General features: G+C 70.3%; 11 protein-coding genes and 3 pseudogenes. 7 read left to right on the plus strand and 7 right to left on the minus strand.

The annotated features are described in order from the left end of the window. Window positions 1-89 precede the first annotated feature (89 nt). Together OG734_RS23785 and OG734_RS23790 are read right to left on the minus strand one after the other, a co-directional pair. On the minus strand, window positions 90-998 hold the full coding sequence (locus tag OG734_RS23785; RefSeq protein WP_330289530.1) for a hypothetical protein: 909 nt from the start codon (window positions 996-998) through the stop codon (window positions 90-92). Window positions 999-1,160: 162 nt separating this feature from the next. After that, window positions 1,161-2,030: a helix-turn-helix domain-containing protein gene (locus tag OG734_RS23790; RefSeq protein ID WP_330289531.1), complete on the minus strand. Its 870-nt coding sequence runs from the start codon at window positions 2,028-2,030 to the stop codon at window positions 1,161-1,163. 373 nt (window positions 2,031-2,403) lie between these two features. Between OG734_RS23790 and OG734_RS23795 the strand changes: the two are divergent. After that, a pseudogene (locus OG734_RS23795) lies at window positions 2,404-3,215 on the plus strand (alpha/beta hydrolase); the annotation flags it as partial. A 61-nt stretch (window positions 3,216-3,276) separates the two neighbouring features. Here OG734_RS23795 and OG734_RS23800 read toward each other — a convergent pair. Together OG734_RS23800 and OG734_RS23805 are read right to left on the minus strand one after the other, a co-directional pair. Further along, the gene (locus OG734_RS23800) at window positions 3,277-3,927 is read right to left on the minus strand and encodes a response regulator transcription factor (RefSeq protein ID WP_330289532.1); all 651 of its coding nucleotides are present in this window, start codon (window positions 3,925-3,927) and stop codon (window positions 3,277-3,279) included. Beyond that, a complete protein-coding gene (locus OG734_RS23805; protein ID WP_330289533.1) occupies window positions 3,915-5,201 on the minus strand; it encodes a sensor histidine kinase in 1,287 nt (428 codons plus the stop codon). Before OG734_RS23805 ends, OG734_RS23800 begins: the two co-directional genes overlap by 13 nt. Before the next feature lie 135 nt (window positions 5,202-5,336). On the opposite strand from OG734_RS23805, the gene OG734_RS23810 reads away from it, so the two are divergent. The 5 genes and pseudogenes from OG734_RS23810 to OG734_RS23830 all read left to right on the plus strand — a co-directional run bounded on the left by OG734_RS23810 (window position 5,337) and on the right by OG734_RS23830 (window position 7,847). Next, window positions 5,337-5,852, plus strand: a complete 516-nt coding sequence (locus OG734_RS23810) for a hypothetical protein (protein WP_330289534.1) — start codon at window positions 5,337-5,339, stop codon at window positions 5,850-5,852. A gap of 107 nt (window positions 5,853-5,959) precedes the next feature. Then, window positions 5,960-6,666 (plus strand): annotated as a pseudogene (locus OG734_RS23815) (HARBI1 family protein). Between the two features lie 6 nt (window positions 6,667-6,672). After that, window positions 6,673-6,864: pseudogene (locus OG734_RS23820) on the plus strand (alpha/beta fold hydrolase); the annotation flags it as partial. 190 nt (window positions 6,865-7,054) lie between these two features. Next, window positions 7,055-7,507, plus strand: a complete 453-nt coding sequence (locus OG734_RS23825; protein ID WP_330289535.1) for a DUF5707 domain-containing protein — start codon at window positions 7,055-7,057, stop codon at window positions 7,505-7,507. Between the two features lie 109 nt (window positions 7,508-7,616). Continuing rightward, complete coding sequence (locus OG734_RS23830; protein ID WP_330289536.1) at window positions 7,617-7,847, plus strand: hypothetical protein; 231 nt, start codon at window positions 7,617-7,619, stop codon at window positions 7,845-7,847. A gap of 315 nt (window positions 7,848-8,162) precedes the next feature. Here the strand turns inward: OG734_RS23830 and OG734_RS23835 are convergent, their stop codons facing one another. The 3 genes from OG734_RS23835 to rutA form a co-directional block, all read right to left on the minus strand. After that, window positions 8,163-8,957 carry an ATP-grasp domain-containing protein gene (locus OG734_RS23835; RefSeq protein ID WP_443065098.1) on the minus strand — a complete coding sequence of 265 codons (795 nt, stop codon included), beginning with the start codon at window positions 8,955-8,957 and terminating at the stop codon, window positions 8,163-8,165. A 121-nt stretch (window positions 8,958-9,078) separates the two neighbouring features. Beyond that, entirely contained in the window at window positions 9,079-9,768 is a 690-nt protein-coding gene (locus tag OG734_RS23840; RefSeq protein WP_330289538.1) for an isochorismatase family protein, read from the minus strand. Next, window positions 9,765-10,847 (minus strand): pyrimidine utilization protein A, encoded by a 1,083-nt coding sequence (rutA, locus tag OG734_RS23845; protein ID WP_330289539.1) that lies wholly within the window; start codon window positions 10,845-10,847, stop codon window positions 9,765-9,767. Before rutA ends, OG734_RS23840 begins: the two co-directional genes overlap by 4 nt. Before the next feature lie 246 nt (window positions 10,848-11,093). Between rutA and OG734_RS23850 the strand changes: the two genes are divergently transcribed. After that, on the plus strand, window positions 11,094-14,057 hold the full coding sequence (locus OG734_RS23850) for a SpoIIE family protein phosphatase (RefSeq protein WP_330289540.1): 2,964 nt from the start codon (window positions 11,094-11,096) through the stop codon (window positions 14,055-14,057). Window positions 14,058-14,062 lie beyond the last annotated feature (5 nt).

Here is a 14,062-nt window from a genome sequence, read left to right on the forward strand (position 1 = left end):
GTGGGCCTTGGGCTTGCCCACGGCGGAATGCTTCGTCCCAGAGCCGTTCCAAGGCGTCCTTCTTGCGGGGTGAAGGGCCCGCGTCTGCGCTACTCGGCCTCGAAGATCTCTACGGCGGACGAGGCGGTGACGGCGCGGCGAAGCCAGCGGTTCAGGGTCTCGGGGTCACTGCAGCCAGTGATGCGTTCACGGGCGTCTTCGGGGACATCGATACCGCGCTCGGTGAGGACGATCAGGATGTCCTCGGCGGCGCGTTGCGTCTCGCCCTCTGTCCGGCCCTCTGTCCGGCCCTCGGTCCGCGCTTCGTCGCGGACTTCTTCGAAGAGGGGCGACTTGTAGAAAGAAAGGTCCACGGCCACCAGTGTCCTCCATTGCGCTGCGGCGGGCAGCTTGCCCAGGCCCTGTGAGATGAATTCGATGACGGGATTCTTGACGGCGTCCGGCTGGTCCTGCAGAACGGTCGTCATTGCTTTGAGTATGGCCCCGATGTCCTGATGCTTGGCATGGGTGATCGCGGCCAGCGTGGCGAGCGGGAGGTCCTTGCGAACCTCGGCGGGGTTGGTCATCACCGGCATGTTGTGCGGGCCCGCGACGAGTGGGCGCAGGGTGAGAAGGGGCCACTGGCGAGGGCCGAAGGAGACCGGGCGGGCTGCCCACTCGGCGGTCGCGCGGTCCTGGCAGACGACCAGCAGCATCGGCTGCAGCCGGTACTTCGCGAGTAGGTAGGCGGCGTAGTACGTCCAGCTCGCGGGCTTGCGGGGGTCCTTCTCACCCTGGGACTCGATGGCGAGGAGAAGCGGCTCGTCGTCCTCTGTCTCCAGCCGTAACAGGGTGTCGACGCGGCGTTCGACCGGCTGAGTCTCGGTGAGGTCGGTGGGCAGAAGGGTGGTCGAGATGGGTGAGGTGAAGGTGACGCCCAGCACCTCGGAGACCCGCGAGAAGAGCTCCGGGTACTCCTGGAAGATGCGGTGCATCGCCTCGTGGGGCGCGACGACCATAAGGGTCCCTGTGAGTGTGAGGTGGTACGAGTCGTACGGAGAGGAATTGCCTGTGGCATGTGCCAAAGTGAATCCCGCTGTGAGCATAGGAGCCCAACGCAGGTTGGAAGTAGCCAAGTTGGCGATGTTTCACCCTGGAGGGTGAAGGTCTCCGGGAGCCGGTCAGCTGTGGAGGCGGCGGCATTCGCCGCAGCAGCCCGGCTCCGGGCCGCGGTACCCGCGGTCACAGTTGTCGCAGTTCTGGAGCGGGTGCCGGACGGGGGGTGGCCCGGCGGGTGCGCGGAGCGGAGGCGGTGGCGGCAGTTGGGCGGCGAGGCGGTGGGCCAGGAAGGCGGCTGGGCGCTGCAGGGGCTCGGGTGGCAGGTGCGTGGCCAGGGCTTCTTGCGCGGCGGTGGGGGTGAGGTCGCGTTCCAACCAGGCGGCGACTCCGGGGGCCAGGTGTTCCGCGTCGGTGGCGGAGAGCAGCAGGCGGGGGTCGTGGCGGCGGAGGCCTGAGAGGACGTCGGTGGCCTGCTGGATGAGGGTGGGGTGGGGGTACGAGGGTTTCGGTACGTCGGGCAGGGCGCGGCGTGGGGGCTTCTGGGCCGGGGTGGCGCGGCGGGCGGGGGGCTTGGACGCGTCGTCCGCCGTGGGTGTGGCGTGGTGTCCGGGCCGGTTGCAGGAGACCGTGCGGGTGACGATGCGACCGGCGGGGGTGCGTTCGCGGGAGCGGCGCAGGTAGCCGTGGGTTTCCAGTTCGCGCAGGGCGGTGGCGATACGGTCCGCCCCCTCAGGGAAGCGGGCGGTGAGCGTCTTGATGTCGACGCGGGCACCGGCGGGCAGCGACTGGATGTGGACGCTCAGGCCGATGGCGAGCAGGGACAACTCGGGGTGCTGGGCGAGGTGGTTGCCGATCACCGTGAAGCGGTCGTTGTGGCGGGCGTTGTCGTGGATGACGCCGGAGACGCCGGAATTGGGGCGCCTGTGGGGGTGATTTTTGCCCGGGCTACGGGTCTGGGCGCACGGGGGCGCGCTAGGGTTTTGCGTATCCATCGGGAAGCTTCTTCTTCCTCGGCGGTCAGGCCCTCGCATTGGGATTGCACTCCCGGCGAGGGCCGTCGCATGTCTGGGGTTGTTTGTCGTGGTGCTGCTGCGCTGAGCGTAAGGCAGGCAACCGGGCACGAATCCACTTGAGTTGGCGATATTCACTCGGGGGAGTGAGTTTGCGCGGAAGCGGCCGTGGTCGCCGTCTCCGGCGAACGGGAGGGAAGGTGGGGCTTGGTGGGTTTCTTTCTCTCCCGTGTTTCTTTGGAAGAGCGCGGGGCCCGCCTGCGCACACGTCACCGGAACGCACCTCTCCGTGCTCCGGCGGACCCGTTTGCCGAACCGGCAACAGACCTCGCGTACGCCGCGCGCCCACCGCACGATGGCCGGTGACTGCCGACACGGCCGCCCGCCTACGACGTACGGAGGCCCCGTGCCCCACCCGCACCCCCTCACCCACCGCCTCGTCCCCTCCCCCGCCGGCCGCATCCACCTGGTCTCACGGGCCCCTTGGTCCTGCTGCTGCACGGGTTCCCGGAGTCCTGGTACTCCTGGCGGCACCAGCTCCCGGCCCCGGCCGCCGCCGGATACCGTGCCGTCGCCATCGACGTACGCGGGTACGGCCGTTCCTCGCGCCCCGAGCCGACAAGTGCGTACCGGATGCTTGACCTGGTCGACGACAACGTCGCCGTCGTACACGCCCTCGGGGAGAGTTCCGCGGTGCTGGTCGGCCATGACTGGGGCGCGACGATCGCCGCGACCTCCGCCCTGGTCCGCCCGGACGTGTTCCGTGCGGTCGCCCTGCTGAGCGTTCCGTACAGCCCACCCGGCGGCCCCCGGCCCAGCGAGGTCTTCGCGCACATCGGTGGAGAGGAAGAGGAGTTCTACGTCTCCTACTTCCAGGAACCCGGCCGGGCCGAGGCCGAGATCGAACCCGACGTACGCGGCTGGCTGGCCGGTTTCTACGCCGCCCTCTCCGCCGACACCATGCCCGAACCCGGCGCCCCGGCCCCGCACTTCGTGACGCGCGACGGAAAGGGAACCCTGCGCGACCGCTTCCCCCACGACCGACGGCCGGCCTGGCTCCCCGAACGCGAACTCGACGTATACGCAGAGGAGTTCGAGCGCACCGGAATGACCGGCGCCCTCGCCCGCTACCGGAACATGGACCGCGACTGGGAGGACCTGACGAACGGCGGCCACACCGGCGCCGATCAGCACCGTTGTCGACTGGGTATGCGGGCGTGATCGCGCACTATGCGGTCACAACGCCCAGGAAGCGCAGCACCGCTAGGACGCGGCGGTGGTCGGCGTCGGCCTTGGGCAGGTCGAGCTTGGTGAAGATGCTGTTGATGTGCTTGGCGACCGCGCTCTCACTCACCACCAGCTCGGCGGCGACGCCGGAGTTGGACCGACCGCCCGCCATCAGCTCCAGCACCTCCCGCTCGCGCGGCGTCAGCCGGTCGAGCGGACCGCTGTGCCGGCGCACCAGCAGCTGCGCGACGACCTGCGGGTCGAGCGCGGTGCCGCCGGCCGCCACCCGGCGTACCGCCTCGGCGAACTCCTCGACGTCGGCGACCCGTTGCTTGAGCAGATAGCCGACGCCCGAGGTGTTGGCGGCGAGCAGATCGACGGCGTACCGCTCCTCCACGTACTGCGACAGCAGGAGCACGGCGGTACTGGGGTACTGGCGGCGGATCACCAGCGCGGCGCGCACTCCCTCGTCGGTGAAGCCGGGCGGCATGCGCACGTCGACCACGGCGATGTCGGGCCGGTGCTCCTCGACAGCCGCCAGCAGCCCTTCTGCGTCGGCGACCTGCGCGCACATCTCGAAGCCAGCCGCCTCCAGCACCTTGACCACGCCGATGCGCAGCAAGAGGGAATCCTCGGCGATCACGGCGCGCACGGCAGCTCCACGGTGATGACAGTCGGGCCCCCGGCGGGGCTGCGGCAGGAAAACGTGCCGTCGACGGACGCGACGCGCTTGGCGAGCCCGGCGAGCCCGGTGCCACCGCCGGCCGCCGCGAGATCCGCGCCGCCCGCGCCGTCGTCCGCAACGACCACCAGCAGTGTCTCCCCGATCCGCTCCACGGTCACGTCCGCCCGGGTCGCCTGGGCGTGTTTGACCACGTTCGTCAGGGCTTCGGAGACCACGAAGTACGCGACGGCCTCGACCGTGGGTGAGGGGCGCTGCGGCAGGTCCACCGCCACGCGCACCGGGATCGGGAAGCGGGCGGCCACCCCGGACAGCGCGGCGTCGAGGCCGCGGTCCTCCAGGACGGCCGGATGCAGGCCGCGCACCAGGTTGTTCAGCTCGGCGATCGCCTCCTTCGCCTCGCGGTGCGCCTCGTCGATCACCTTGCGGGCATCCGCCGGCAGGTCGCCGAGGGTGGCCCTGGCCAGGCCCAGGTTGACGGCGAGTGAGACGAGGCGCTGCTGCGCGCCGTCGTGCAGGTCGCGCTCGATCCGCCGCCGCTCGGCGTCGGCGGCGTCGAGCACACCGGCCCGGCTCTCGGCGAGGTCGGCGACCCGGCGGGCCAGCTTCTCAGTGCGGCTGGGGCCCAGCAGGACCTCGGCCGCACGGGTCTCCAGCCGCACCAGAGCGCCGGTCAGCCGGGGCCCGAGGAACAACAGGGCGAGGCCGCCGGCGGTGATGTACGCGGCCTGCGTGGTGTACCCGAGGTCGGTGACCCGCCACTGCGGGGGCAGCGCCCAGATCCACACGTAGATGGAGGCGGCCACGAGAGCGGCGGCCCAGACGGCGAGGACGGCGAGGTCCAGGACGGCGAGCAGTGGACCCGCCACGGCGTGGTAGCAGACCTGCCGCCACAAGGCCCGCGTGGTCAGCCGGCGCACCGCCGACTTCCAGTTGCGTCCCGGCCCGAGTACGGCGGGGCGCGGGAGGTCCTTGCCGACGAGCGCCCGGTAGCGCCGCCGCTGCCCGACGGTCAGCAGGGGTGTCACCACGAGCGTGAGCAGCACGGGCAGCGCCACGAGCGTGAGCAGCACGGGCAGCGGAGTCACGGCCGGCACCAACGCCGCCATCGTGCCGAGCAGCCAGAGCCACAGTGGCACCACGGCGAGGTGGAGCGGCAGGCCGGCGGCGACGAGCGCGGTCCGTTGTCCCGCCCTGCGGAACGGTCGGCCCAGCACCAGCTGCAGCCACGTCGTGAGTTGCATGCGTCAAACGGTAAAGCCGCAGGCCATCCCCGTGCCATGACGCTCCCGCCCGGTTCGGGGGTGCACTTATCTCCACCCCGGGTCGGAACCCTGCGTGACTGACGGCGCCCTGGTGTGCGGCGGAGGGTGGAGCACATGAAGGGGAGAGCCGGCGGGGAGCGGGAGAAGACGATGCGTCAACTGGTTTTGTGCAATGACGAAGTGGCCGGTGCCGAGGGCTCCGACCGCGCCGAGGTCATCCCGCTCCACGAAGAGGCGGAGGAGCCGCGCCCGGCGCGGGGCATGCGGCGGGCCGGGTGGCTGCTGGTCGCCTGCGGGCTCGCCCTGCTGCCGTGGCTGTACGTGCTGGCCACCGGCCTGCCGGCCACCGCGACCGCGGCGCACTGGCCGGTCGCCTGGGTCGGGCTCGACGCGCTGGAGGCGCTCGGCCTGATCGCCACCGGCCTCCTCGCCGCCCGCGGCGACCGGCGGCACGCCCTGGCAGCCGCCGCGACCGCGGCGCTGCTTGTGGTGGACGCCTGGTTCGACACCACGACCGCGGCCCCGGGCGGCGACTTCGCCACCGCGGTCGCCATGGCGCTCGGCGCCGAGCTGCCGCTCGCCGCGCTGTGCGGCCGGCTGGCGCTGCGGACGCTGAGCCGGCCCGCGTGACGCCGACCGCCCGACTGCGTACCACGGACCGAATCGATCCACCGGAGAACACCCATGCACCGCATCACCACCGCCCCCGTCGCCCCGATCCCGGCGCGGGCGCCGCGTTGGCCGCCGCCTGGTGGCTGGGCGACACAGCGCCCTATCCGTACGCCCAACGCGGCCTGCTCGACGTGCCGTTGCCGTTCCTGACTGCCGGCAGGATGGACGCCGTACTGTGGCCGCGACCGGGGGAGCGGATGCTGGAGATCGGCCCGGGGACCGGCCTGCAGTCGCTGCACGTCGCCCCGCAGCTCGGGCCGGAGGGACAGCTCGATGTGCTCGTCCTGCGCGAGGCAGATCCCGAGTTCGTCCTGCTGGACGGTACGCTCGCCGAGTGCGACAGGGTCGGCGACAGTCGGGCTGACTACTCGGCCAAGCACCGCCGCCACGGGGTGAACGTGCAGGTGGTCACCGATCCGGACGGCCGGCTGCTGTGGCTCTCACCCGCGCTGCCGGGCCGAGCCCACGACCTGACCGCCGCCCGCACCCACAAGATCATCTGCATCTGCGAGCGGCAGGGCGTCCCCATCATGGCCGATCTCGCCTACCGGGCGCCGGCCCCTGGCTGACCACCGGCATCAAGCGCAGGCCCCTGCAGGAACTCACCCCCACCGAAAAGACCCTCAACGAGGCGCTGGCCGCGGCGCGGGCACCGGTCGAACGCGGCGTCGCACGGCTGAAGTCCTGGCGGATCTTCCGCAGATCCCGATGCAGCCCCAACCGCATGACGTCAATCGCCAAAGCCGTCCTCACCCTGGAGCGGCAACGCTGAAGAAGCTCACTGTTCATCGGCAGCTCGATGGACGCATCCACCACCTGGCTGGCCGACGCGATCAGCGCCCACAGGGTCACCCTCCCCGCCCTCACCGGCTCCCACATCCTCGAAGGCTGCGGCCACTGGATCCAGCAGGAACGTCCAGAGGAGACCAACGCGCTCCTGACCGGGTGGCTCAATTCCCTTTCCAAGTAAGGGAATTCAGCGTCTATTGCAGCTGCCCGCCTTACGTCTGCTTCCTCTCCTCACTGTCGAACAGCCTCTACTCAGGCCCGAGTTGAGTACGTGCGCTCATACCCGGTGGCTGTTGCGCGGCCAGGATGGGTGCAACGGCGCAGCCAAGCGCGCCGGGTTGATCCTGCTGAGTCTGTTGGGGGAATTTCTCATGGCGCGTCGTACCGTTCTGGCCGTGGCTGCTGGTGTCGTCGTTCTCGGAGGTGCCGGAGCCTTCGCTCTCGCCTACGCCGGGGAGCAGCCTCCCTCGGTGGCGCACAGCGCCGCCCGCTACGCGGCCCCCGTCGGTGAGCGCGACGGCTCGTTGACCTTCACCACTGACGTCACGGCGTCCTCCGGTGTCAAGGACCTGAAGGTGCTGGCCTGGCCGGCGAACTCGTCCTTCGCCAAGAAGGGGCTGACCGCCAAGGACATGGCCTCCGTGGAGTCGGCCGTGTGCAAGCCGTCCGGTGGGGACACGGCGCGCTGCACCTACACCGTCAAGGTCACCGGTGTCGACGCCGAGGCGTCCCCGCGCGGTGTGTGGCACGTCGCTGTCCTGGCCACCGCCAAGGACGGCGAGACGAAGCTGGTCACCAAGGCCGCGGACTTCACCGTGGCGTGATCCGCATGTGCACACGTACATGTGATCGTGGCGGATGCGCGGTGGGCGCCGGGTGCGCCCTCCGCCCCGGCTCTCCCCGGTCTCCGGGGCTGACGGAAGGCAGGCCGTGATGGCGGCGAACGAGCCGTGGCGGATGTCGGTCGACGGTGAGGAGTTCGAGGTCAGCCAGCCGGACGGCAAGCCGGGCAGCTACCACTTCACCTGGCTGACCGGGCCCGACCCCCAGTACGGGTTCGGGTTCAGCACCCACCCTCCGGTGCAGGCCGGCAGGGCCGATCTCGAGGAGTCCATCCGTGACTTCCTCTCGCAGGTCGACCCTGACACCGGACACATCGAATGACCAGTGCACGCCCGATCCCCTGAATCCCCAGCGTCGTCGTACTCGTGCGTCGATGCCGTTGGAGGTGAGGTACGTGGACGGCTGCGGCCACTGGATCCAGCAGAACCCGCAGGAACTCGGTGAGCTGCCTGCCGGCCTCGAACCTCGCTGTGGCCAGGCCAGGCCAGGCCCCGCAGGTGGTCGATCGCCTACTGCGGCTGCGGCTGCTTCGCGATCTGGATCAGGTTGCCGCAGGTGTCGTCGAAGACGGCGGTGGGGAATCCAGTCCGGCGTCCACCTGAGCAATCGTCTCAAGTCCCCGTCTGGGCAACGGAGTCAGCCGTCCCGCAGTACCCGCAGAAACCCCTCGTCCGCCGCCGCAACCCACCCCCGAGGCCCCGCCGCCCGCAACACGACATCGAGCACTCTCTCCACCCGCGCCCCGTAACTGTGCGAGAACCACGGCATGTTGGCCTCCACCACCGCCCACCGCTCGCGCCCTCCCCGGTCGGGATCCTGGACGAGGCCGACGTCGACGGTGACCGCGCTCGGGAGGGAGTGCCCCTCGGCGGCGAGGAGTTGATCCGCGAACCGGAGGACCTCCGACTCCCGCCCGTCCCCGTCGAGCGGCGCCGGATCGAGCCGCCCGTACACCGCGTACCGGCTCCCGGTCACCACCCGCCCGTCGAGTACGAACAGGCGGTACTCGACCGCGAAGGTGACGATGTCCGACACCAGCACCGCTGTGTCCGGGCCCACGTCCTTCCCCGTACGGGGAAGCCGCGAACCGTCGGCGTACACCGCCGCCGGGAACGACTTGGCGCTCGGCGGCTTGACGAACACCGGGCGCCCGACCTGCCACGCTTCCGCGAGGGTCGTCAGTTGCACGCGCCGTCCCGTGAACTCCTCCGGCAGTTCGGCGAGCCAGCCGTCGGACGGTTCCAGCAACCCCAGGTCGAGGACACCGGCGATCCGGACGTCGTACGCGAGCGGGCCCCCGTACCAATACACCGCCCGGTCTCCTGGACGGGCCGGTCCCGCCCGGTACCCCGAACCGGACAGCCCCGGCCGGTCCCCCGAACCGGCCAGCCCCGTCAAGGCCGACGCCGAGTCCAGCGACCGCACTTCCATCCCCCGCCCGGCCGCCGCCTCCGCGAGCAGCGCCGACGTACTGGTCCGCTGCCCCGAGGTCAGGAACACCGACCCCGGCCCACCATCGCCGCCCACGACCAGCCCCCTCCCGTGTCCCCTGTCAGATCCCGCCCGGGGACAGGTACTCGGTCACCCGACCCGCGCCCCAAACCTCACCGATCTTGTGCCGGATGTCGAACAGATTCGCCGCGTGGACCCCCGCGTCCCGGTCCCCCACCGCCTCCTCCACCACCACCGGAACGAACCCGTGCTGCATGGCGTCGAGCGCCGTCGCCCGTACACAGCCGCTGGTCGTCAGGCCGGCGATGAGGAGGGTGTCGATGCCGCTCGAAGTCAGATAGGCGGACAAGGCCGTGCCGAAGAAGGCGCTCGGGTACTGCTTCGTCACCGTCAACTCCGCGTCCCTCGGCGCCAGTCCCTCGATGAAGTCGCCGTACGGGCTGCCCTCAACGAACGCCCGCAGGCTCGGCACCTTGCGGTAGAAGACGCCTCCGTCGCTGCCGTCGGGGCGCAGTACCACGCGCGTCACGATCACCGGGATACCGGCCCGGCGGGCGACGGACAGCAGTTCTCGCATCGCCTCGACGGCTTCCTCCGCACCCGCCCCCGCGTAGAGGGGGCAGGCAGGATCGACGTACGCCCGGGCCGGGTCCACGAGGAGGAGGGCGGGGGAGGCGCCAGGGGTCAACTGTCCACCCAGACCGGCGCGTTCGTAATCCTCCTCCGGATTCATCTCCGGATTATCCTGCTCCGGATCCCCCTCCCTGGCCCTGCCGTCGGCCGGGCTCACGTCGAACTCCCCCTCCCTGCCCGGGACTTCATCAGCGGCTGGATGCGCGTCCCGAAGTTCTCCAGGCCCTCCAGGAAGTCGTCGAAGACCAGCATGACGCCCTTGGTGCCCTCGACCCCGGCGACCTCGTCGAGCATCCTCGCCACGTTCTCGTACGAGCCGACCAGCGTCCCCATGTTGAAGTTGACCGCGCCCTCGGGCAGCGCGATCGTCCGCGCCGTCGAGGTTCCCGTGGACGTCGTGTCCGCGTCCGTCTCGCCCGCCATGTACGCCAGCGCCGCGCGGTCCGCGTTGTCGTGGTAGTCCTGCCACTTGGCCTGGGCTTCCTCGTCGGTCTCCGCTGCGATGATCATGAAGAGCGAGAGGGCTCCCACGTCCCGGCCAGTGCGCTCCGCCTCCTCGACCAGCGTCGCCGTACTGCCCGACAGGGCGGTCGGGGTGTTCACGCCCGTGCCCAGGATGAAGTTGTACTCCGCGTGGTCCGCGGCGAACTTCATGCCGGTGCCGCTCTGGCCTGCCGCGACGATGTCGATGTGTCCGTTCGCCGGGCGCGGGGAGAGGACGCAGTCGTCCATCTCGTAGAACTCGCCCTTGAAGTTGCTGACGCCGTCGCGCCACAGGTCCTTCATCACGGTGACGTACTCGACGGCGCGCGCGTAGCGGTTGCCGAAGTGGTCGTCGCCGGGCCACAGGCCCATCTGGGAGTACTCGCCGGGGGCCCAGCCGGTCACGATGTTGATGCCGAAGCGGCCGGGGGCGATCGAGTCGACGGTGACCGCCATCCGGGCGACGATCGCCGGGGGCAGGGCCAGGATGGGAGTGGAGGCGTAGAGCTTGATGCGGTCCGTCACCGCCGCCAGGCCTGCCATGAGGGTGAACGACTCGAGGTTGTGGTCCCAGAACTCCGTGTCGCCGCCGAAGCCCTTCAGCTTGATCATGGAGAGGGCGAAGTCCAGGTCGTGGGCCTCCGCCTTCTGCACGATCGCCTTGTTGAGGTCGAAGCTCGGCATGTACTGGGGCGAACTCTTCGAGATCAGCCAGCCGTTGTTGCCGATGGGGATGAAAACGCCGATGTCCATGCCACTCCTTGGAGAGATCCTCTGGACGGACCCTCAGATGTGAAGTCCTCGACAGTCAGTTACGTTCAAATCTCAACTGTCCTTCAATCGCACGCTACATGGCCCCGATGACGGCAAAATGTCACACAACCTGCCCTGGAACCACGTGCGTTGATGCCATCAGAGCTGGTGAAGGTGGACAGAGGTGGACGTGAGTTTCCTGCAAAGTCTCGCTTGAGGTGCCATTCGAACGGTAAAACTTCAAGTATGAACGCACGGCTGGCACTGCTCGGCTCGGTGGACACCGGTGTCGCTGAGAGCGAGGTCTTCCGGCTGGCTCTCCAGCACTCGGTGGCCGAGCTGGGCGCGCTTGGGGGAACGATTCACCTGCGCGGCCCGATGTCGGCCCTGCGCCTGGTTTCGGCCACCGGTCTGCCCACGGCTCTCACCGGCCCCTGGGAGATCATCGACCAGGAGGGCCCGCTGGCCCCCGCCCGCGCCCTGCACGAGGGCGACCACGCGGGCAGGGGGGTGTGGATACCCGGGGTGGCGGCCGACCGCGTCGACCCCACCGTTCCCATCTGCCCGTCGAGCGCGCCCATCCCCGGCAGCGGACTCGCCGCCGTGCCCGTCATCCGCGACGAACGCAGCATCGGCGCCCTCACCGTCATCACCGGTGACCACGGTGAACCCACGCCCAGCCACTGGAAGTTCCTGCGAGCGGTCGTCGCCTGGACCGAGGAACGCATGGTCCAGGCGCCCCTGCCGGCCGGTCCCGTGCACTCGGAGATGAGCGGCGACCGGCTCCGCCAGGCACTGAAGGAGGTGCGGGTCGGGTCGTGGGACTGGCATATCGCCAACGGTGAACTGATCTGGGACGAAGCCGCGATGGAGCTGTACGGCACCCGTCCCGAGGAGTACACCGCCCGCGTCGAGAACTGGATGCGCTGCGTCCACCCCGATGACCTGGGACCGACCCTGGCCCTCGTCGACCAGGCGATCCGCGGCCACTCGGTGTTCGAGGCCGAGTACCGCGTACGGGCCTTCGACGGCACGTACGGCTGGCACCAGGCGCGCGGCCGGGCGACGTACGACGAGCACGGCGAGCCCCTGCGGATGATCGGCATGGGCTGGGACAGCAACGAGTCGCGGACCGCCCGGGACGCGCTCAGCCGCGCCCTGCGGCACATGAGCGACGGGTTCCTCGCGGTCGACGACAGCTGGCGGGTCACCTTCGCCAACCTGGAGGCCGAACGCACCCTCGGCCTCTCCGAGGCGGAGCTGTTCGGGCGGGTGCTGTGGGACCTGCCGACCGTGCGGGAGCTGCCCGATCTGGAGAGGCGCTGCCGGAAGGCCGCCGCCGAGGACAAGTCGGTCGGCTTCGACATACGCGTGCCCGGCACCGGACGCCGCTACCACCTGCGGCTGGTGCCGGGCCCCGACGGCCGCACCCTCTACCTCCAGGACGTCACCGAGAAGCGCCGGCACGAGGAGGAACGACGGGCCGACGAGTACGCCGCGTCCGAACGAGCCGCCCGTATCGCGGAGTTGACGGCCGCGCTCGCCAAGGCGACGACCTCGCGGGACGTCGTCGACGCGGTCGCCCGGCGCGTACTGCCGCCGTTCGCCGCCGCCGGCCTCATCGTCCAGACCATCGAGGACGACCGCCTGCGCAACGTCGGAGCCATCGGCTACCAGGACGACTTCCTCAGCCAGATCAGCGACGCCCCACTGACGCCCGGCTGGCCCAGCTGCGACGTGATCATCACCGAGACCCCCGCGTTCTTCGCGTCCGCGGAGGAGTTCGCCGCCCACTATCCCGCGCTCGCCGACCTGCCCGGGCGCAGCGGCAAACAGGCCTGGGCGTTCCTGCCGCTGACCGCCTCCGGCAACACCTTCGGCGTCTGCTCGGTCAGCTTCGACCGCCCGCGTGGTTTCACCGACGAGGAACGCACCCTCCTCACCACGATCAGCGCCCTCGTCGCCCAGGCCCTGGCCCGGGCCCGCCTCTACGACGACGAGCGCAGCCGCTCCCGCGAACTCCAACGCGCTCTGCTGCCGAGCGAGTTGCCCGACCTGCCCGCCTGCACGGCCGCCGCCCGCTACCTTCCCGCCGCCGAGGGCGTGGACGTCGGCGGCGACTGGTACGACATCATCCCGCTCTCGGGCGGCCAGGTCGCCCTCGTCGTCGGCGACGTCATGGGCCACGGCCTGCCCCAGGCGGCCACCATGGGACGGCTGCGCACCGCCGTCCATACCCTCGCCGACCTCGAACTGCCCCCCGACGAGATCATGAGCCACCTCAACGACATCGTCGGCAACATGGGCGAGGAGTCGTACGTCACCTGCCTGTACGCCCTCTACGACTCCATCACCCAGACCTGCTCCATCACCCGCGCCGGCCATCCCCCGCCGGCGGTCGTCCACCCCGACGGCACCGTGTACTTCCCGGCCCTCACTGCCGACCCGCCCCTCGGCGCGGCCGAACCCCCTTTCGAGACCGTCGAGTTGAAGGTTCCCGAGGGCAGCCTGCTGGTGCTGTACACGGACGGACTGGTCGAGTCGTCGAAGCGGGAGATCGACGAAGGCATGGGTCAACTGGCCCGCCTGTTAAGGGGTGTGTACGAGGCCGGAGCGGAAGGGGACCTCGAAGGCATCTGCGACACGATCACCGCGGGACTGCTCCCCGCCGAGCAGCCGAGCGCGGACGACGCGGCCCTCCTCGTCGCCCGTCTGCACGCCCTCACCGGAGACCGGGTCGCCTCCTGGCCGCTGCCCGAGGACCCGAGGGCGGCCGGTCAGGCCCGCCGCCATGTCCGCGAACAGCTCTCCGCCTGGGGCCTGGACGACCTCACGCCCACCACGGAACTCCTGGCCAGCGAGCTTGTCGGCAACGTCGTACGGCACGCCAAGGGTCCCGTCCAACTCCGCCTGCTGCACGGCGCAGAGCTGATCTGCGAGGTCTTCGACGGCAGCCTGACGATGCCGCGTATCCGCCGGGCGACGGAGACGGACGAGGGCGGTCGGGGGCTGCAGCTGATCACCGCGCTCTCGCAGCGGTGGGGGACGCGTTACACGCCTACCGGCAAGTGCATCTGGACGGAGCAGGCGTTGCATCCTCCGGAGGGTGGGCGGGGGGATGGGCCGGAGGATGCGCTGGAGTTGATGTTCATGAACTCCGGGGAGTTCGAGGACATCGCTGAGTTGCGGGGGCTTGGGGATCTGAACTGAGCTCG

This window comes from Streptomyces sp. NBC_00576, assembly GCF_036345175.1.
Classification (GTDB): domain Bacteria; phylum Actinomycetota; class Actinomycetes; order Streptomycetales; family Streptomycetaceae; genus Streptomyces.

Coding starts and splice junctions, on each gene's coding strand:
- OG734_RS23785 (WP_330289530.1), bottom strand. CDS start 998: ATGGTCGTCGCGCCCCACGAGGCGATGCACCGCATCTTCCAGGAGTAC.
- OG734_RS23790 (WP_330289531.1), bottom strand. CDS start 2,030: ATGGATACGCAAAACCCTAGCGCGCCCCCGTGCGCCCAGACCCGTAGC.
- OG734_RS23805 (WP_330289533.1), bottom strand. CDS start 5,201: ATGCAACTCACGACGTGGCTGCAGCTGGTGCTGGGCCGACCGTTCCGC.
- OG734_RS23810 (WP_330289534.1), top strand. CDS start 5,337: ATGAAGGGGAGAGCCGGCGGGGAGCGGGAGAAGACGATGCGTCAACTG.
- OG734_RS23825 (WP_330289535.1), top strand. CDS start 7,055: ATGGCGCGTCGTACCGTTCTGGCCGTGGCTGCTGGTGTCGTCGTTCTC.
- OG734_RS23830 (WP_330289536.1), top strand. CDS start 7,617: ATGGCGGCGAACGAGCCGTGGCGGATGTCGGTCGACGGTGAGGAGTTC.
- OG734_RS23835 (WP_443065098.1), bottom strand. CDS start 8,957: ATGGAAGTGCGGTCGCTGGACTCGGCGTCGGCCTTGACGGGGCTGGCC.
- rutA (WP_330289539.1), bottom strand. CDS start 10,847: ATGGACATCGGCGTTTTCATCCCCATCGGCAACAACGGCTGGCTGATC.
- OG734_RS23850 (WP_330289540.1), top strand. CDS start 11,094: ATGAACGCACGGCTGGCACTGCTCGGCTCGGTGGACACCGGTGTCGCT.